At 44.8% G+C, this 19,403-nt stretch carries 17 protein-coding genes; 9 read left to right on the top strand and 8 right to left on the bottom strand.

Annotated features, from left to right (window positions below; translation table 11 throughout):
- Positions 1 to 2: 2 nt before the first annotated feature.
- Positions 3 to 1,406: a TolC family outer membrane protein gene (locus tag AACS92_RS16765; protein ID WP_099108928.1), complete on the top strand. Its 1,404-nt coding sequence runs from the start codon at positions 3 to 5 to the stop codon at positions 1,404 to 1,406.
- A 38-nt stretch (positions 1,407 to 1,444) separates the two neighbouring features.
- On the opposite strand, the gene xni is transcribed toward AACS92_RS16765, so the two are convergent.
- From xni to AACS92_RS16745, 4 genes are all read right to left on the bottom strand, one after another.
- Positions 1,445 to 2,203 (bottom strand): flap endonuclease Xni, encoded by a 759-nt coding sequence (gene xni, locus AACS92_RS16760; RefSeq protein ID WP_099108927.1) that lies wholly within the window; start codon positions 2,201 to 2,203, stop codon positions 1,445 to 1,447.
- A 76-nt stretch (positions 2,204 to 2,279) separates the two neighbouring features.
- Positions 2,280 to 3,647: a nucleotide 5'-monophosphate nucleosidase PpnN gene (ppnN, locus tag AACS92_RS16755; RefSeq protein ID WP_099108926.1), complete on the bottom strand. Its 1,368-nt coding sequence runs from the start codon at positions 3,645 to 3,647 to the stop codon at positions 2,280 to 2,282.
- Between the two features lie 274 nt (positions 3,648 to 3,921).
- Positions 3,922 to 4,767, bottom strand: a complete 846-nt coding sequence (gene queF / locus AACS92_RS16750) for an NADPH-dependent 7-cyano-7-deazaguanine reductase QueF (protein WP_099108925.1) — start codon at positions 4,765 to 4,767, stop codon at positions 3,922 to 3,924.
- 229 nt (positions 4,768 to 4,996) lie between these two features.
- A complete protein-coding gene (locus AACS92_RS16745) occupies positions 4,997 to 6,685 on the bottom strand; it encodes a cholesterol oxidase substrate-binding domain-containing protein (RefSeq protein ID WP_099108924.1) in 1,689 nt (562 codons plus the stop codon).
- A gap of 467 nt (positions 6,686 to 7,152) precedes the next feature.
- Here AACS92_RS16745 and syd point away from each other — a divergent pair, with 467 nt between their 5' ends.
- The 4 genes from syd (at position 7,153) to AACS92_RS16725 (ending at position 9,896) form a co-directional block, all read left to right on the top strand.
- Positions 7,153 to 7,704 (top strand): SecY-interacting protein, encoded by a 552-nt coding sequence (gene syd / locus AACS92_RS16740; RefSeq protein ID WP_099108923.1) that lies wholly within the window; start codon positions 7,153 to 7,155, stop codon positions 7,702 to 7,704.
- A 563-nt stretch (positions 7,705 to 8,267) separates the two neighbouring features.
- Positions 8,268 to 8,609: a YqcC family protein gene (locus AACS92_RS16735; RefSeq protein ID WP_099108922.1), complete on the top strand. Its 342-nt coding sequence runs from the start codon at positions 8,268 to 8,270 to the stop codon at positions 8,607 to 8,609.
- 2 nt (positions 8,610 to 8,611) lie between these two features.
- Positions 8,612 to 9,385 (top strand): tRNA pseudouridine(65) synthase TruC, encoded by a 774-nt coding sequence (gene truC, locus AACS92_RS16730; protein ID WP_099108921.1) that lies wholly within the window; start codon positions 8,612 to 8,614, stop codon positions 9,383 to 9,385.
- 64 nt (positions 9,386 to 9,449) lie between these two features.
- A complete protein-coding gene (locus AACS92_RS16725; protein ID WP_099108920.1) occupies positions 9,450 to 9,896 on the top strand; it encodes a flavodoxin in 447 nt (148 codons plus the stop codon).
- A 94-nt stretch (positions 9,897 to 9,990) separates the two neighbouring features.
- Here AACS92_RS16725 and AACS92_RS16720 read toward each other — a convergent pair whose 3' ends face one another.
- The 4 genes from AACS92_RS16720 to map form a co-directional block, all read right to left on the bottom strand.
- Positions 9,991 to 10,377 carry a DUF3461 family protein gene (locus tag AACS92_RS16720; RefSeq protein ID WP_099108919.1) on the bottom strand — a complete coding sequence of 129 codons (387 nt, stop codon included), beginning with the start codon at positions 10,375 to 10,377 and terminating at the stop codon, positions 9,991 to 9,993.
- A 286-nt stretch (positions 10,378 to 10,663) separates the two neighbouring features.
- Positions 10,664 to 11,506 carry a 2,3,4,5-tetrahydropyridine-2,6-dicarboxylate N-succinyltransferase gene (gene dapD, locus AACS92_RS16715; protein ID WP_369800371.1) on the bottom strand — a complete coding sequence of 281 codons (843 nt, stop codon included), beginning with the start codon at positions 11,504 to 11,506 and terminating at the stop codon, positions 10,664 to 10,666.
- 45 nt (positions 11,507 to 11,551) lie between these two features.
- Complete coding sequence (gene glnD, locus AACS92_RS16710) at positions 11,552 to 14,206, bottom strand: bifunctional uridylyltransferase/uridylyl-removing protein GlnD (RefSeq protein WP_099108918.1); 2,655 nt, start codon at positions 14,204 to 14,206, stop codon at positions 11,552 to 11,554.
- Between the two features lie 202 nt (positions 14,207 to 14,408).
- The gene (map, locus tag AACS92_RS16705; protein WP_099108917.1) at positions 14,409 to 15,206 is read right to left on the bottom strand and encodes a type I methionyl aminopeptidase; all 798 of its coding nucleotides are present in this window, start codon (positions 15,204 to 15,206) and stop codon (positions 14,409 to 14,411) included.
- A gap of 605 nt (positions 15,207 to 15,811) precedes the next feature.
- Here map and rpsB point away from each other — a divergent pair.
- The 4 genes from rpsB to frr all read left to right on the top strand — a co-directional run bounded on the left by rpsB (position 15,812) and on the right by frr (position 19,384).
- On the top strand, positions 15,812 to 16,537 hold the full coding sequence (gene rpsB, locus AACS92_RS16700; RefSeq protein ID WP_099108916.1) for a 30S ribosomal protein S2: 726 nt from the start codon (positions 15,812 to 15,814) through the stop codon (positions 16,535 to 16,537).
- A 284-nt stretch (positions 16,538 to 16,821) separates the two neighbouring features.
- The gene (gene tsf / locus AACS92_RS16695) at positions 16,822 to 17,679 is read left to right on the top strand and encodes a translation elongation factor Ts (RefSeq protein ID WP_099108914.1); all 858 of its coding nucleotides are present in this window, start codon (positions 16,822 to 16,824) and stop codon (positions 17,677 to 17,679) included.
- A gap of 278 nt (positions 17,680 to 17,957) precedes the next feature.
- On the top strand, positions 17,958 to 18,686 hold the full coding sequence (gene pyrH / locus AACS92_RS16690) for a UMP kinase (protein ID WP_086955305.1): 729 nt from the start codon (positions 17,958 to 17,960) through the stop codon (positions 18,684 to 18,686).
- A 140-nt stretch (positions 18,687 to 18,826) separates the two neighbouring features.
- Positions 18,827 to 19,384, top strand: coding sequence for a ribosome recycling factor (gene frr, locus AACS92_RS16685; protein WP_099108913.1), 558 nt, complete (start codon positions 18,827 to 18,829; stop codon positions 19,382 to 19,384).
- Positions 19,385 to 19,403: the final 19 nt, after the last annotated feature.

The following is a 19,403-nucleotide window of genomic DNA, read 5'->3' as shown; positions in this document are numbered from 1 at the left end:
AAATGTTAAGGCATCATCAAACTACAGGGAAAAATACAAGGAAACGTTTTGTGCTCCTGTCGTTATTTTTAATCACTGCTCCCGCAATATTGCATTCAGCTTCGGTCAGGGCACTTTCCCTGACGGAAGCTTATGCTCTGGCGTTACATCATGATCCAACGTTTCAGGCCGCGATAAAAGAGCAGGAAGCCGGGCAGGAAGAGAAAGCGCTCGGGCGGGCAGAGTTATTACCTAAGTTATCCATTAGCTATCAGAATGCCCCAAAGAACTGGCAGCAGATGGAATCCAGTTCTCCGAATACAAGGGGGCATCAGGTTAAAGAGCGTTTTGATCGGCAGTATGACAGCTACAGCGGCGTACTGCTCCTGACTCAGCCATTGTTCGATATCGAAGCCTGGTCACGTTATCAGACCCGTAAGGCTTATGCGCTGATGAGTGATGCCCGTTTTCGGTCTGACAGCCAGCTACTGGCTGTCAGAGTCGTGAATAGCTATGTTGCTGTCGCGTATGAGCAGGACAGGCTGGCGCAGATAGTGCAGCGGCGTATGGCCTATGAAAAGCAGTTGGAACTCAATCAGAAATTATTCACTTCCGGTGAAGGAACCCGCACGGATATAGCAGAAACTCAGGCCCGTTACAGTCAGGTTCAGGCGGATGAGTTGACTGTGCGGGATGAGCTGGATGCGGCAATTCGTGACTTACAGCTATTAGTAGGAACGCCATTACCGACCGATATCCCTGTGACTCGTTTATCGAATGTTGAGCATTTCAATACCATAAATCTGATGTTTGAACGCTATGCCGATTGGGAACAGGCTGCATTGCGTCAAAATCCTCAATTAGCGGTCGCTCGCCAGAAAATTGATGTGGCATATCAGGATATTAAACGTAGTCAGGCAGGATATTTGCCGAAACTGGAATTATACGCTTCTCATAGTGAAAATAAATCTGGTACTGACAACACCATCAATCAGAAATATCGTACAGATTCTATTGGCGTGCGTGTTTCCATGAATCTCTATAACGGCAATGGAACATTGGCATCTGAGCGTCAATCGGCGGCTAATTATGATAAGACCAAATATGAAATGGATGCGCAGGCAGGGGAAATCCTCAATGCACTGCGTCGCCATTATAACGGGTGTGTTAATGGGCAGAAGCGGATACGTGCTTATGAAGAAGCGGTAAAAGCCGCTGAGTTGCAGGTACAGGCAACGGAAAAAAGCGTCCTGTTGGGGCAACGGGTAAATGTGGATGTATTGAACGCAGAGCAGCAACTTTATACTGCCCGTCGTGAACTTTCCCAAGCAAAATATGATTATATGAAATCCTGGATTGGGCTATTGAATGAATCAGGGCAGCTAAATAGCGAACATATTCAGCTGCTTTCTCATTATTTTGGTTGAACCCTGAATTTTGGTTGAATTCGTTACCCGAATTTGATTCAGAGACGGTTCAGCCTAAGTTGTTGCAAGTTACCATGCAGGGATAAATCGGTTTTTAACGAAGCAACTTCACGGCAGATATAGGCCATTTCTTTGTCAGACGCCAATTTATTACGCCATTTCTCCGGTTGAGCTTCCAAATCCCGGAAGAGGTTATCTAACGAACCCGCCTGTTGCAGCAAAGTAACGGCTGTTTTGGGACCAATGCCCTGAACTCCCGGAATTTTGCTGCTGCTGATCCCCGCCAGCCCCCAGTAATCGGGTAACTGAGCAGGAGAAACTCCAAACTCCTGCTGTACAAAAGGTAAATCCAGCCAGCGTTTCTGGAAGTAATCACGGATTTGGATATTCGGAGAAAGTAGCTGGCAATAGCCTTTATCTGTCGAAACAATGGTAACCCGATGCCCTGTAGCGGCAACTTTGGTTGCCAGCGTTGCCGCTAAATCATCTGCTTCATGCCCTTCAGCATGCCAACTGGCCACCCCCAACGCATTGAATGCCTGTTTAATTTGCGGCATTTCCTGTTGTAAATCTTCCGGCATCGCCGAGCGCCCCGCTTTGTAATTGGGAAGTAACTGATGGCGCCAGCTATGGTAGCGATCATCTTCGTCAAATACGGCTACGGCATGGGTTGGAGAAGAGTGAGAGATTAGTTGCTTCAACGCATGTTCACAGGCGGCAACGCAAGGCGTTCCCTGCACAGCATGAATACGTCGGATCAAATTCAGGGCATCTACAATCAAAAGGTGTATCATAATTTCTTATTCCATCCGTGGACTTATTCCCTGGCGACTGCCTCACTGGGTTTTGATGAGGCAGGTAATCTGCCGTTATTTATCTGATGATTTTATAACATGGCTCATAAGCTGTGCCACCCGGAAGTTTCATGCGATTCTGCTTCACAAAATCTTCCAGCAGGCTATCCATCCGGCGCATAATTTCAGCATCACCGTGAATCTCGAACACCCCGTGCTTTTCGATAGCCTGAATGCCGAACTCTTTCACATTGCCCGCTACGATACCAGAAAATACCCGTCTAAGTGCCGCTGCCAGTTTTTCCGTTGACTGCTCCAGATGTAAATCCAGATTCGCCATGTTTTCATGGTTAGGGTCAAAAGGATGCTGCAAATCATGAGGGATTTTCATTGCCCAGTTAAAACTGTAGGCATCACCGGTTGAGCGGCGATTTTCCTTGACCAGTGGCATCGCAGTTTTCATCACTCTGGCCACTTCTAATGGGTCATCCACAATAATCTGGTAGTGACGGCGAGCCTGTTCACCCAGAGTGTTGACAATAAATTCATCCAGAACATGAAAATAATCGGCACTCTCTTTTGGCCCGGTTAAGACCAGAGGTAATACCTGATTTTCATTTTCAGGGTGCATCAGGATCCCCAGCAGATAAAGCAGCTCTTCTGCTGTTCCCACACCTCCGGGGAAGATGATAATACCGTGAGCAATACGAACGAAGGCTTCCAGCCGCTTTTCGATATCTGGCATGATGATCAATTCATTAACCAGTGGGTTGGGCGGCTCAGCAGCAATAATGGAAGGTTCTGTAATACCAATAAAACGGCTATTTTTATAGCGCTGTTGCGCATGACCGACCGCAGCACCTTTCATCGGTGCTTCCATTGCACCCGCTCCACAGCCGGTACAAATATTCAGCTCCCGTAAGCCAAGCTCATTACCGACTTTACGGGCATACAGATATTCTTGTTCATTGATAGAATGCCCGCCCCAGCAGACGATCATATTCGGGTTTTCAGCAAGATGCAGTGCTTTGGCATTGCGCAGGATAGAGAAAACGGTATTGGTAATATGCATACCATTTTTCAGATTCAGAGAGTCGGCTTTTTGGGCATCGGTAATCTGCGCATGAACAAACAGAATATCCCGCAATACTGCGAATAAATTTGCCCGCAGAGAACGGATAATTTTGCCATCAACAAATGCTTCTTCCGGTGGATTGACCAGCTCCAGTTTAACTCCCCGCTCTCTACGCAGGACGTTAATATCAAAATCTTTATGTTTTGATAGTAGTTCTTTGCTGTTATCAGTCTGGCTACCAGAGTTGAGCACGGCGAGTGAGCAATTGCGGAAAAGGCGGTACAGATCACTGCTTGCTGTGCGTTTAAGGGTATCCACCTCAAGCTGAGAGAGTAAATCCATTGACCCTAACGGGCTGACATGTGTAATCAAGAATGGCTCCTTTATACCCCAATAGGGGGTTCTCAATAATGGTTCTACCTGAAATTTGTAGGGACTATACACTTCGTCTTTCAAGTTGCCTCTTTGTTGGCCGCGCTCGTTCACCCCAGTCACATAGTTATCTATGCTCCCGGGGATTTACTCGCTTGCCGCCGTGACTCATCTTGAAATCCATTGTGTATAATTGAATGTATCTGGTTTAAAAGTCAGCCCGTTAGGTTACCGGATGGCATACAGATGTATGCCATCGGTGTGGATTCAGCGATTACTGACGGGCTAGCCTGCCGGTTGGCGGTACAAATGAGTCATTACTGCGCCACGGATTGATATCCAACCCGCCCCGGCGGGTATAACGCGCATAAACAGTGAGTTTTTCCGGCGCACATAACTGCATTAAATCGTTGAAAATACGTTCAACACACTGTTCATGGAACTCGTTGTGGTGACGGAAGGAAACCAGATAACGCAATAATTTTTCCTGATCGATTTTCGGGCCTTTATAGCGAATTTGTACTGAACCCCAATCAGGCTGGTTTGTGATCAGACAATTTGATTTTAATAGATGGCTGACCAAAACTTCATCAACAACAGGCCCTGTCGCTGCCCCATTAAGATAATCGCGATTGAATTGATAATCATCAATTTCAATATCCTGATTATCAATACATTTACCTTCAAAATCGGCAATTGGCTGTTGATTGAAATCATGCAGAGGATATAAAACAACGTCAATCTCACCGTTAGCACAGGCAGACAAGTCCCGTTGCAGCGTTTGCTGGACGGTCTCCCAATCCGCGAAGCGGGTTTGGTTAAAGCTATTCAGATAGAGCTTGAAACTTTTTGACTCGATAAGATTTTCACTGGCAGCGTTCAGACTGACATGTCCGATGGCAACTTGAGGAACACCCCGCGAATTGAGCCATGACAGTTCGTACATTGTCCAGATGTCTGCGCCGTAAAACGGCAGATTATCAGGATACAATCCAAGTGGCTCACGGTTCATACTGCGGGGAACGGCCTGTAGTAATGCAGGTTCATAGGTATCACAGTAGGAAGTTGGTTTGCCGAGAGTAAGTTGGGAGAGTGCCTGATTATCTTGATACAAAGACATAAGATTCCTCAAAGGTAATATACCCTGCATTTAAGAGCGATAGGGCGGAGGTTATTGTTTTGAATACAAGCAGTAGTGTATCAAGGAATATTGATAATTCGTATTTTTATTGCGCATTTTCAAGAAACTCAGCCCGATAATTGCCATCTAAATCAGAACAGATTCTTAAACGGGCTGAATTATTCATCCCGTGGGATATAATTAGATAACTAATATAGAGTATTCGCTTTTATTTGGAAGAAATTAACTTCTCTAATAATGGCGATCTGAACAGATTGTGCGGATCAAATTTCTGTAAGGTATTAATTGCCGAATGCCAATTATTATCAGCGGGTAATCCATCCGTAAATGAGGCCGGGATTTTTTTGGTCAGTATATCCTCATTAGCCCATGCGCCCTCTTTGCTGTATCCCCAGCCTTTACTCCATTCAACACGAATAGACGCGTAAGTGTCATCAAATTCTTTAAACATCCATGCTTCAAGCCTGTTATAAAATTCAGCAGAATATTGGGTATCTGGATGGGTTAACACATCGAGCCAAATAGCGACATCCCACTCTGGACGATCCTGACGTGGGCGAATAGCCGATAGACTCGGTACTACAGCATTTTCCTGCACCACTTCAGAAGGTTCATCCAGTGTTGTAATCCGGATCTCAATGGGTCCGTTGACAGGGAATTTACCCTGATTCTGGTATTCCTGCATTAAGGATTGCCATTGGGAATAAAAGAGATGGAGAACTTTTTGAATATTGCTGCGGCTGGTTAATATGGCATAACCATTTGCAGTAACACGTAATGTTGTTGGTTTAACATATAACAGTAAATTTTTGCTCCAGCCCCAGATATCATTTCCAGTAGCTAAAAAATAACCTAGCATGACTGCGTACTGAAGATGGGAAAATATAGGAGTGAGGTTCGGATTATCATGGGTTATCTGTTTAATGAGCTGAGATATTTGAACAGGGATATTATCAGAAAATGGATAGTTGTACGGTTGGGTCACTTCAATACTGGAAGTAGGCTTTTTCGGTGCAATACTCCATACTTTTAACCAAGGGTTAGCAGTGAATGGGAATAAAATAGCTTCAGCACGCCCACTTTTATCCAGAAAGTGACTAAAAGTTTTTTTATTTTTTTTATCTTGAGAAAGTGCAAATAGTTCTGTCGCCGGAATATCAGTAATACTTTCACACCGAAGACGCTGGTTTTTACCAGCCTGAAGCTCAGCATGTAAAATCAGGGAACAGCCTAAATTCACGAGAAGAGGAGCGCACTCAGGGTCATTGCGCTTAAAGTTCCTGATAATATATTGTTCGCTTTTTTCATCCCAAACGACGGCAGACAGAGATAGGACAGAGTTACTGATTGAGCCATAGTTATGGCCGGGTTGCGTTTCTTCATTCAGCGCTTTAACACTTGTTCCATGCCCACCGATTGCCAGTACTCCGCCGAGAGTTAAATCACCGGGTGCCGGAGTTGCGGTAAAACCAACCCCTTGCTCTTCCATTTTTGTCATGAGTGTTTCCATTAATACACCAGCCTGCGCAGTGACAATGGCATAATCAGGAAGATGTTTAATGCTTACTTGATTAAAGTGCTGCCTAAGATCCATGAGCATGACTTGATGACTATTTTGTTCCTGAGCTGAAATAATCAAAGGCGACCAGTTATGTGACTCTCCCACCACTCTCAGTTTATAATTTTTTTTCCACGCCCAATTAACAACTAAAATAATTTCTTTGTCTGATTTAGGGATACAGCATGGAATATGATTCGAATAAATTTCTTCTGACCAGTTAATGAATTCTCTATATATCAATTTTACGTCTTTAGGGAAATCAGTTAATGTCAGGTTTGTTTTTTTATTCTTATTTTCTTTATTTAATTTATTTGGATTTTTATTTTTTATGTTCATTATGTTATTACCTTGTAGGATATAAATAAAATCACTATTTTGAATCCACATTTATAATGTGGATGGCAAGAGGTATTATTTTTTATATTAATGCTATTTTTGTTTTAACTTGTGACTTATTAGCGATGGTTTTATTCATCCCTTGGCTATAAATTCAGGCCAAGTACACGGCATAATATTACTTGAAGGGAGATGATTCTCTTTACTGTTATAAATAGTGTAGAGCCTGATACCATTATTTTATGGAAGTGATGACACTATTTTTATACACAATGGATTTCAAGATGCGTCGCGGCAGCAAGCGAGTAAATCCCCAGGAGCATAGATAACTATGTGACTGGGGTGAACGAGCGCAGCCAACAAAGAGGCAACTTGAAAGACGAAGTGTATAGTTGTTATTTTGCTTAAAACCGTATAGGAATACGCAGAATACGAGTAACAGACAGAAAAATGGAAGAAACAAACATATGACCTTCAATGTGACAGAAGCACTTGCTGATTTTACCCGACGCTATGTTGAATTGTGGCAGGAGGAAACCGGATTACCGCCAGCGAGTAGTGAATTATATGGTGTGCCGTCCCCCTGTATCGAACGGACAGGAGATGAGGTGGTGCACTGGCTTCCGAAGCCTTTTACTCCAGCGGATAAACTCAGTAAGGTAGAAAATGCACTGGATATCTGTTTGCAGAATTCTATTCACGATTATTATGTCACTCAGTTAGCGGGCGACATGTCTGCCAGTTTTGATGGATTGAGCTTCAGTTTGATTCAGGTATGGAGTGAGGATGATTTTGTCCGGCTACAGGAAAATTTGATAGGCCATCTTGTGACGCAAAAGCGCCTGAAACTCTCACCGACGGTATTTATTGGTACAACGGATTCTGACATGGGGCTGATTTCTGTATGTAATCTGACAGGTCAGGTCATACTTGAGCAATTTGGCAGTAAGGAACGAACCGTATTATCTGCTGATTTAGCCGCTTTCCTTTCTGCTGCTACCCCTGTGGTATCTTCATAGGTGCAGATATCAGTTTACTTTTTTGTAAGACATATCTCACATGTGATGTGAGATATGTCTCTTAATCATCGTATCAATACCTCTGATAAATATTATTTTTATTTTATATCAATAATATGCAAATTATTATCAAGATATCTTTTTGGTGAAATGCTTTTTCTGACAATTCAGGTAGCTTGTTTCAAGCCACTGAATCGACGATTATTTTGTTGTTCCGCTAGGAATCACAGCGACAAAATTATTAAGGAATTATGTCATCAGGAAGGTGACTCAAGGATGATTCGGTTCGGGCAGGACTGCCAGATACTATCAATATAATGATCTTTTAAGGAATAACAGACAGGGAAGTACTTTGTCAGGGAATGCGCAGGAAGCGATCAATTTAGCCGGATTGCTATAATAATCAAATAAGAGGGGAGATTCTGTCTCCCCTCTTATTTTGTTTTGTGGCATTTTATGCTGCCACATATTTTTCGCTGAGATTGAACAGTGATACTCTTACGATTTAATGACACAATGGCCGTTCCTGCTATTGGGGTCACAGTCAGGATAAGATAATAATCATGAGTATCGAGAAACAAATCCTCCACAAATTACAGCTCATTGAAGCCACGATGAAAACCGCTGGCTTATGGCAGAGTTACCCGCCCAAACCAGAAGCTTTCGAAAGCACAGAGCCTTTTTCTATTGATACGATGGCGGCGGAAGAATGGCTCCAATGGGTATTAATTCCCAGAATGAGTGCACTGATTGAGCAAAAAGCTAGCTTACCAACATCATTTGCAATCGCTCCCTACTTTGAAGAAGTCTATAAAGAAGAGACTGAGCGCTATTTACCGTTACTTGAGCATTTGCGTGAACTGGACAACCTGTTTACACCGGATGATCTGACGGGGAATAGTTGATAATGCTGGATATTATCTATCAGGATGAACACATTGTTGCAGTAAATAAGCCGGCGGGCTGGTTGGTTCATCGTAGTTGGCTGGCGCGTCATGAAACCGTTTTTGTTATGCAGACACTGCGTGACCAGATTGGTCAGCATGTTTTTCCTGTTCATCGGCTGGACAGGCCAACATCCGGTGTTTTGCTGATGGGGCTGTCAAGCGATGTGGCCCGAACACTCTCCCAGCAATTCGAACATCAGCAGGTACAAAAAACGTATCATGCAGTTGTGCGTGGTTATGTCGAAGGAGAGGAGATTATCGACTACGCATTAATGGAGGAGTTGGATAAAATTGCGGATAAATTCGCTGATACGGACAGGGAAGCGCAATCTGCCATTACTCATTACCGCGCACTGGCAAAAATTGAGTGTCCGGTTGAAATAGGGCGTTACCCAACATCACGTTTCAGCTTATTAGAACTAAAACCCAAAACCGGGCGTAAGCACCAACTACGACGACATATGTCACATATCCGCCATCCCATTATTGGGGATACCACACACGGGGATTTGCGTCAGAATCGAGGAGTTGCTAAATATTATCAGACAGGCAGATTAATGCTGCATGCAAGCCACCTTCAACTCAGGCATCCGGTAACAGGCCAGGAGTTGTTATTGACCGCCCGTTGGGATTCTTCATGGCAGCATTTGCTTGAACAATTTGGCTGGCAAGGCCTTGTACCGGAACTGGAATGTTCACATCCGGTTGCTTGTGAATTACAGCCGACAGAATAGCCGCCTGAAAAAATAAAGGTTCAACGACTAAAGCAGTATCAAACAGAATGAAGGGATCATATCTATGGCAAAGATTGGTATTTTCGTTGGTACAGTTTATGGCAATGCATTGGCTGTTGCCGAAGAAGCTCAGCAAATTCTTGAGCAGCAGGGGCATGAGGCTGAAGTATTTGAAGAGGCAACTCTGGAGCAATGGCAGGAATACTTACAGCAGGTAGTACTGGTTGTGACATCTACAACCGGACAGGGGGATTTGCCTGATAATATCCAGCCGCTTTATGCTGAATTGAATGATCAACTGGGTTATCAGCCTGATTTACGTTACGGCCTTATTGCGCTGGGAGACAGTAGTTATGACACTTTCTGTGGAGGAGGTCATATCTTTGATGCGCTGTTACAAGAGCAAGGCGCTAAGCGGATCGGTGAAATTCTGCAGATTGATGCTCTTGAGGTAGTTGAGCCGGAAGTTTTTGCTCAGGGCTGGGTTGAGGAGTGGGGAAATTTATTATAGACGCTCCCGCTCATGCCGTTGATTATACCGCTTATACCCTTTATCTCTTTGCTGCCAGAAAAGGGATAAGCGGTGTATGACACTGCTGATATCATTACTTGCGGGTCAGTTTTTCTAAATCTGCTTCTATTTCTGCGATCTTATTGGCAACGACATGCTCAAGGTGACGTAAGTCGTCGAGGATTTTGTGTTTCAAATCCACTTCTGCCTGTTCACGTTTACAAATCTGATCCAATTCTTCCAGCACATAACGCAGGTTGGTGTTGATCTCTTTAACTTCTTTGTAACCTTGCCCTGTATTATCGTCAGAGACAGTTTTGAGCTGGCGTGGGTATTTGAATTTAACGCTTTTGGCAAAAAATTCACCCCTATCTTTGCGAAAATAAATCTTAAGAATGTCGTTATTCGCTTCCTGACGGAGGCTATAGCGATCAATATCTTCAGGGTGAGTAATCCCTAAACTCTTCAAGTTATCGTACATAGCGCGTCACCTAGTCACCTAAATGAAATGGAAAATATCAAGAAAACAGCGGATTTATTATCCATTTCGAGTTTGTCGAAAGTCAATCAGTTAATTGTCAGAGAGGGGTTGTACAAAAAGTAACAGGCTTGCTTATTAAACTTAAAGGATAACTAAACTAATATCGGTTGAAGAGATATTTATTAATTTGATAACTGCACTATTCATTTAAATGAACGAAATGATGCTGGGTATTATCCAGTCAGTAAAGTTGAGCCATCCCAAAAGATGGCTCAACTTTTAAAATTTAATCAATATTTCGCAGCAATTCATTGATACCCACTTTGCCACGGGTTTTGGCATCGACCTTTTTCACGATAACAGCACAATACAGGCTGTAGCTGCCATCTTTGGAAGGCAGGTTACCGGATACGACGACAGAACCCGCAGGTACTCGGCCATAATGGATTTCGCCGGTTTCACGATCATAGATTTTGGTACTTTGGCCGATGTAAACACCCATTGAGATCACAGAACCTTCTTCTACGATAACCCCTTCCACAATCTCAGAGCGTGCACCGATAAAGCAGTTGTCTTCAATGATAGTCGGGTTGGCCTGTAGTGGTTCCAGAACACCACCAATGCCGACACCGCCGGACAAGTGAACATTTTTACCGATTTGCGCACAGGAACCTACGGTTGCCCATGTATCGACCATTGTTCCTTCATCCACATAAGCGCCCAGGTTGACGTAAGATGGCATTAATACAGTATTACGTGCGATGTAGGCGCCCTGACGTACTGCTGCTGGTGGTACGACACGGAAGCCTTCTTTTTCGAAACGTGCCTGATCATAATCAGCAAATTTCATCGGTACTTTATCGAAATAGCGGCTTTCAGCACCTTCCATAACCTGATTGTCATTAATGCGGAAAGAGAGTAGGACTGCTTTTTTCAGCCACTGATGTGTTACCCACTCACCTGCGATTTTTTCAGCGACACGCAGTTTACCGCTGTCCAACATTTGAATGACTTGATTGATGGCATCACGTGTTGTTTCGTCAACAGTTGCTGGAGTGATGCTGGTACGGTTTTCAAATGCATTTTCAATAATGCTCATTAGCTCGGCAATAGGTTGTATTTGCTGCATTGGTAAGGGATCCTTTATTCTTAGTCAAATATTGGTTAGTGAATGCTATACTTTATCCTTGGTGTTAAGGGCTTCTGTCAACCTTTCTGACAATTCATCTTTGATTTTTTTATCCAGTGCCAAATAATCTTTATCCGTCAGTACAAAAAAATCCTCTACCCGCTCACCGATGGTTGTAATGCGCGCACCATGTAGGGAAATTCCTAATTCGGCAAAAATACTGCCGACTTTGGCCAGTAAGCCGGGTTGGTCCAGAGCGACGAGTTCCATATAAGTGCGTCGGGTATTTTGTGACGTTAAGAAACTGATTTTGGGAGGCACGTCAAAGTGGCGTAATTTAGCCGGTAATTTACGCGTTTTGGGTGCTTTCGGATGAGGATCGTTAATGGCTTTGAGCAAAGACTGGCGGATAGGTTCATGGCGGTCAGGCGCCAGAGAATGATCATTCGGATCCAGTATGACAAAGGTATCCATTGCCATTTCGTCCCGATTAGTAAAGATCTGGGCATTATGAACACTTAAATTGCGCCGATCTAATTCCCCCACGACAGCCGCGAAAAGAGAAGGTCTATCCTGACACCAGATAAATATTTCCGTTCCTCCATGAGAAAATGAAGTACTGATCAATACCATTGGATCAGGATATTGATGGTTAACTAAATGGCTGGCATGCCATGCCAGTTGATCCGGCGTATGACGCAAAAAATAATCTGCGTGGCAGCGGCTCCAGATATTATGCAGTCTTTCTTCGTCAATCGCTTCCTGACGTAACAGTGCCAAAGCCTGCAAGCGGTTATGCCGGATACGCTCCCGTAAATCAGGCGTATTTTGTATCCCCTTAAGTAGCTGGGTTTCAGTCGCGAAATAAAGTTCGCGCAGCAGGCTCTGTTTCCAGCTGTTCCATAGTTTGGCGTTTGTGGCACAGATATCGGCAACAGTAAGGCAAAGCAGGTAATTCAGGCGGTTCTGATTTTTGACCTGACAGGCAAATTGCTGGATGACTTCGGGGTCCTGAATATCCCGTCGTTGGGCAGTGATTGACATCAGTAAATGATAGCGAACAAGCCACTCCACCAATTCAGCTTCGTAAGTTGTCAATCCATGCTGTTTGGCGAAGGCAAACGCATCTTTCGCTCCCAGCTCGGAGTGGTCGCCATTGCGCCCTTTGGCAATATCATGGAAAAAAGCGGCCAACCGCAGTAATTCAGGCTGCGGTATGCGTGGGTAGAGTTCAATACACACAGGGTGAAGTATGCGGTTATTTTCATCGGCAAAACTTTCCAGTTTCTGCAATAACCGGATGGTGTGCTCGTCGACGGTATAAGCATGGAACAGGTCAAACTGCATTTGGCCGACTATGTTGCTCCAAAGCGGAGTATAGGCACTTAATACACTGTGACGATGCATTGGCAGCAAAGCACTTTTGACAGCGTGAGGGTGCCTCAGGATTGCCATAAAAATTTTTCGTGCCTGAGGAAGTTCGCACAATGGCTGCTTAAGGTTCCGGCGGGCATAGCGAAGCTGGCGTAACGTAGTGGAATAGATCCCGTTAATTTCCCGGTGAACGGCCATGTGATAAAACATTTTCAGAATTGAGGCAGGATCACGGGTAAACAGTGATTCATCAATAACATCGATAAGATCTCCCCGTAACTGAAAGGCCTCATTCAGGGGACGGGGTTTTTCATCTGGCTGTAGTGTCAGGATTGCTTCATCAAACAGTTGCAACAGCATGTCGTTCAATTCGCTGACTCGGCGGGTCACGCGATAGAAATCTTTCATCATACGTTCAACAGGCTGATTATGTTCGCCTTTATAGCCGAGAAGCTGAGCGACACTAAACTGCTGTTCAAACAATAGACGGTTATCGTAACGGGTAACAGACAGATGGAGGGCAAAACGGATACGCCAGAGAAAATTCTGGCATTCGTTTAATTCATCCCGCTCTTCGTGAGTCAGAAAACCAAAATCGACCATTTCATCTAAAGATGTCGCCCCGAAATGACGGTGAGCCACCCAAAGGAGAGTATGGATATCACGTAATCCCCCTGGGCTGCTTTTTATATCGGGTTCCAGATTGTAGCTGGTACTGTGGTATCGCTGATGACGATTTTTCTGTTCGGTGAGCTTGGAGGCAAAAAATTGGGCTGATGGCCAGAAGTCATCACTGAAAATGTGTTTTTGTAAGCGCAGGAACAGAGGTAAATCACCACAAATTAAGCGGGATTCCACTAAGTTAGTGGCGATAGTCAGATCGGAAAGCCCTTTTTCAAGGCACTCTTCGAGAGTTCTGACACTGTGGCCGACATCCAGACGAATATCCCAGAGCAGAGCAATAAAGCGTCCAATCTGGCTTGATTGTTCTTCAGTCAGCGGATGTTCACTCAGAATCAGCAGATCGATATCTGAAAGAGGGTGCAACTCGCGTCTTCCATAACCCCCAACGGCAATCAGGGAAAGAGTATCTATCTGATCAAACCCATACTGCTGCCACAACCGGGTCAGAAGTTTATCAATATAATCACTACGTGCATAAATCAGTGCGGTCGGGGAAATACCCGCTTTGAATGCCTGTTCAAGCCACAGTTGAAACTCATCAATATGCTGCTTCAGCACCGGGCATTGCAGATCATCACATGAAAATTCTACCGGAGAGACAGGAGGAATCGGGGCGTGCGCAAAAGCAATATCAACTGGCATATTCAGAAACCTATGATAAGAAACTGGGAGATGGGCAGGCGTTTGTAGTCGATGATGAAGCCCTGTGAGGACAGTTTATGTACAAGGGCTTCATTTGGCAATGCTATCCTGACAACGGGATCTTTGGCAGGAGGAGCAAATTATGTCAGCAGATTGTTATCGATTAATCTGTGGTTGGTTTACGTAACTGTTCGTTAAGCGATTACGCGTTAACCAATACCGCTGAAATCTGTGCTTCTTCCTCTTTGCGCCATGTCATGATTTCGCAGCCGTTGTCAGTAACGACAATAGTGTGCTCGTATTGTGCAGACCAGCCGCGATCTTTGGTTTTGACAGTCCAGCCATCTTTCATGGTACGGATACGATAATCACCCGCATTGACCATGGGTTCGATGGTGAAAGCCATGCCTTTTTGCAGCACAACCCCGCCATCATCGGCATCGTAATGAAGTACATGCGGTTCTTCGTGGAAAACCCGGCCAATACCGTGACCACAATATTCACGAACTACGGAGAAATCATTCCCTTCCACATATTGCTGAATCGCTTTGCCGATAGTACGCAGACGGATACCCGGTTTCACCATTTTCAGTGCAAGGTACAGACTTTCCTGAGTCACACGGCACAGACGTTCGCCTTGAATCGTTGGTTTACCAACGATGAACATTTTGGAGGTATCACCGTGAAATTCATCTTTAATAACAGTAACATCGATATTAACGATATCGCCGTCTTTCAGTACCTTGTCATCACTTGGAATACCGTGGCAAATCACGTCATTGACCGAAATACAGACTGATTTAGGAAAACCGTGATAACCCAGACAGGCAGAAATAGCCTGTTGTTTATTAGTGATGTGTTCGTGGCAAATCCGATCAAGTTCACCCGTGGTAACACCTGCTTTAACGTGTTGCTCGATCATCTCCAGAACTTCAGCTGCCAGACGACCGGCAACGCGCATTTTCTGAATATCTTCGTCTGTTTTGATAGTAATAGCCATGAAATCAGTCCATTAGAACCGGTAAATCACCGATTCTTTGATATTAGTTAATGAAAAAATGATGGAGTTAATGGTATCAGCCTGCCTGATATCTAACAATATACCCGTCGTATTTCAAGTTGCAGCTTTGTTGGCTACGCTCACTCACCCCAGTCACCGTTTTTATAAATATACAGTTATCAATGCTCCCGGGGATTACTGAGAGGCTCCTGCCTCTCACCGGAGGGCAGCCTTTGGCTGGGCAAATTCGTTCCCGACGAATTTGTCACTCCCTTGCCGTCGCGCTGCATCATGAAATCCATTGGGTAACCGTTGATTGCTAAGACGTCAGAAAGCGATAACAAATGTTGGTGTATAGGGCCGGATTATGGTATAAAGCGCGCCGGTATTCTGTGTAATTGTTTCCTGTGGAAGCAATATTTCAGAAATGCTAAATAAACTCATTTGTGTAAATAACACACACGGATCGGCACATACACCGGGGTGCTCTCATGTGACTAATTCGTATGAATCTCTTTCATGCGGTATGAATAGCACACAGTTAAAGAGTCGGTGTCATGGGATCTGTGGAGGCATAACCCCAATTAACTTTATAGAGGTCTAAAATGGCAACTGTTTCCATGCGCGATATGCTGCAAGCGGGCGTTCACTTCGGTCACCAGACTCGTTACTGGAACCCAAAAATGAAACCTTTCATCTTTGGCGCTCGTAACAAAGTTCATATCATCAACCTGGAAAAAACTGTTCCAATGTTCAACGATGCTTTGGCTGAGCTGAACAAAATTGCTTCCCGTAAAGGCAAAATTCTGTTTGTTGGCACCAAGCGTGCTGCAAGCGAAGCAGTAAAAGAAGCAGCTCTGGGCTGTGACCAATACTTCGTTAACCACCGTTGGTTAGGTGGTATGCTGACTAACTGGAAAACTGTTCGTCAGTCAATCAAGCGTCTGAAAGATCTGGAAGCTCAGTCTCAGGACGGTACTTTTGACAAGCTGACTAAGAAAGAAGCGCTGATGCGTTCTCGTGAGCTTGGCAAACTGGAAAACAGCCTGGGCGGTATCAAAGACATGGGCGGCCTGCCTGATGCTCTGTTTGTTATCGATGCTGAACATGAACACATCGCTATCAAAGAAGCAAACAACCTGGGTATCCCAGTATTCGCTGTTGTTGATACTAACTCTGATCCAGATGGCGTTGATTTCATTATCCCTGGTAACGACGATGCAATCCGTGCAGTAAAACTGTACCTGACTGCTGCTGCGACTTCTGTTCGTGAAGGCCGTTCACAGGATCTGGCTGTTCAGGCTGAAGAAGGTCTTGTAGACGCTGAATAATAAGGCATGCTCATTTCTGAGCCCTTATTGACCAGGTATTGAAATATATTGGTTAGGGGGCCTGTCAAGGCCCCCTTTACATATCTGATATAGAACTATACCCAATGGATTTCGAGTTGCATCGCGGCGGCAAGGAAGAGAATCCCCGGGAGCATAGATAACTATGTGACTGGGGTGAACGAGCGCAGCCAACAAAGAGGCAGCTTGAAAGACGAAGGATATTATCTGATAACTTTCCACGCGGAATATTATCTTCCCGCGAGACACATCGAGGAATTAAACAAATGGCTGACATTACCGCTGCTCTGGTAAAAGAACTGCGTGAGCGTACTGGCGCAGGCATGATGGAATGTAAAAAGGCACTGGTTGAAGCGAATGGTGATATCGAGCTGGCTATCGATAACATGCGTAAATCCGGTCAGGCAAAAGCGGCTAAAAAAGCAGGCCGTGTTGCAGCTGAAGGCGTTATCCTGGTTGAAGTTTCAGCAGATGCTAAATTCGCAGGTATCGTTGAACTGAACTGTGAAACTGACTTCGTTGCTAAAGATGCTGGCTTCCTGGCATTCGGTAAAGAAGTTATCACTTCCGTTATGGCTGACAAAAATTCTGACATCGATGCACTGAAAGCTAAGTTCGAAGAACAGCGTACTGAATTGGTTGCTAAAATCGGTGAAAACATCAACATCCGTCGTGTTGCTATTCTGGAAGGCGAAGCTGTAGGTTCTTACCTGCACGGTGCTCGTATCGGTGTTCTGGTTGCGGCTGAAGGCGCAAACGAAGAACTGATCAAACACGTTGCAATGCACGTTGCTGCAAGCAAACCAGAATATGTTGACCCATCTGACGTTCCTGCTGACGTTGTTGCGCGTGAGCATCAGATCCAGCTGGACATCGCAATGCAGTCTGGCAAACCACGCGAAATCGCAGAGAAAATGGTTTCTGGCCGTATGAACAAATTCACCGGCGAAATCTCTCTGAATGGTCAGAACTTCGTGATGGACCCAAGCAAAACTGTTGGCGCTCTGCTGAAAGAGAACAACGCTAAAGTTATCAACTTCATCCGTTTTGAAGTTGGCGAAGGCATCGAGAAAGTTGAAGCTGACTTCGCAGCAGAAGTTGCTGCAATGAGCAAACAGGCTTAATTGTCTTAACGGAGCCGCCGATTGGCGGTTCCGTCTTATCTATACCCAATGGATTTCAAGATGGATCGCGGCGGCAAGGGAACTCATCCCCGAGAGCATAGATAACCGTATGTTTATAAAAACGGTGAACGGGGTGAGCGAGCGCAGCCAACAAAGAGGCAACTTGAAAGACGAAGAGTAAGAAGAATTTTTACATCTGGCTATATAGCATGGATGTGTATTAACTGAATAATTGTAGTAACCCCCAATAATCCTTATCTGCTTAGGACTGAAACACCATGGCAACCAATGCAAAACCCGTATATCAGAGAATCCTGCTTAAGCTCAGTGGAGAAGCCCTGCAAGGCGCAGAAGGTTTTGGTATCGATGCTAGCGTCTTAGACCGCATGGCTCAGGAAATCAAAGAACTGGTTGAGCTGGGTATTCAAGTCGGCGTCGTTATTGGCGGAGGCAACCTGTTTCGCGGAGCCGGTCTGGCTGAAGCAGGAATGAACCGTGTAGTCGGCGACCACATGGGCATGTTGGCAACAGTAATGAATGGTCTGGCAATGCGTGATGCCTTACACCGCGCCTATGTGAACGCCCGTCTGATGTCCGCTATTCCGCTGAATGGCGTTTGTGATAACTATAGCTGGGCTGAAGCTATCAGCTTACTGCGTCATGGTCGTGTTGTTATTTTCTCGGCAGGTACTGGCAACCCGTTCTTTACGACAGATTCCGCAGCTTGTCTGCGCGGCATTGAGATTGAAGCGGATGTTGTGTTAAAAGCAACCAAAGTTGACGGGGTCTACTCCGCTGATCCTGCAAAAGATCCAGAAGCTGTTCTTTATAACAAACTCGATTATCAGGATGTATTGGAGCGTGAACTGAAAGTTATGGATCTTGCTGCCTTTACACTGGCCCGCGATCATAACCTGCCAATCCGTGTCTTCAATATGAACAAACCAGGTGCACTTCGTCGTGTTGTCATGGGTGAAAATGAAGGTACCTTGATTTCTCACGACTGATTTCTTCGTACACAGAGACATCGGTGAGATTTGACGGTATGATCAGCGTCCTGATGCGCCAAATTTAATGACACAGGGTCATAGTATGCCATGCTGGCATGTATGGTCTAGAAAATAACCAGTTCCCAAGGGTTTATAACGTGATTAATGAAATCAAGAAAGACGCACAAGACCGCATGGAAAAAAGCGTCGAAGCACTGAAAAACCAAATCAGCAAGGTACGTACTGGCCGTGCTTCTCCTAGCCTGCTAGATGGCATCAGCATCGAATATTATGGCGCAGCGACTCCATTGCGTCAGATTGCGAACGTTGTTGCTGAAGATGCACGTACTTTAGCGATCACAGTATTTGATCGTTCTATGACTCCGGCTGTTGAAAAAGCGATTATGGCTTCTGATTTGGGTCTGAATCCATCTTCTGCCGGAACCATTATTCGTGTTCCTCTGCCTCCACTGACTGAAGAACGTCGTAAAGATTTGATCAAAGTGGTTCGTGGTGATGCAGAGCAGGGACGTGTATCTATCCGTAATATCCGCCGCGATGCTAACGATAAAGTTAAAGCACTGCTGAAAGATAAAGAAATCAGCGAAGATGAAGAACGTCGTTCACAGGACGATATTCAGAAACTGACTGATACCTTCATTAAAAAGATTGATGAAGCACTGGCGAACAAAGAAACAGAGTTGATGGAATTCTAATTGCCATTTCTCTGCTATG

It is taken from the genome of Xenorhabdus sp. KJ12.1, assembly GCF_963876495.1.
Classification (GTDB): Bacteria; Pseudomonadota; Gammaproteobacteria; order Enterobacterales; family Enterobacteriaceae; genus Xenorhabdus; species Xenorhabdus stockiae.
The sequence above is the reverse complement of the archived record's forward strand: the minus strand, read 5'-3'. Positions and strand labels throughout refer to the sequence as shown.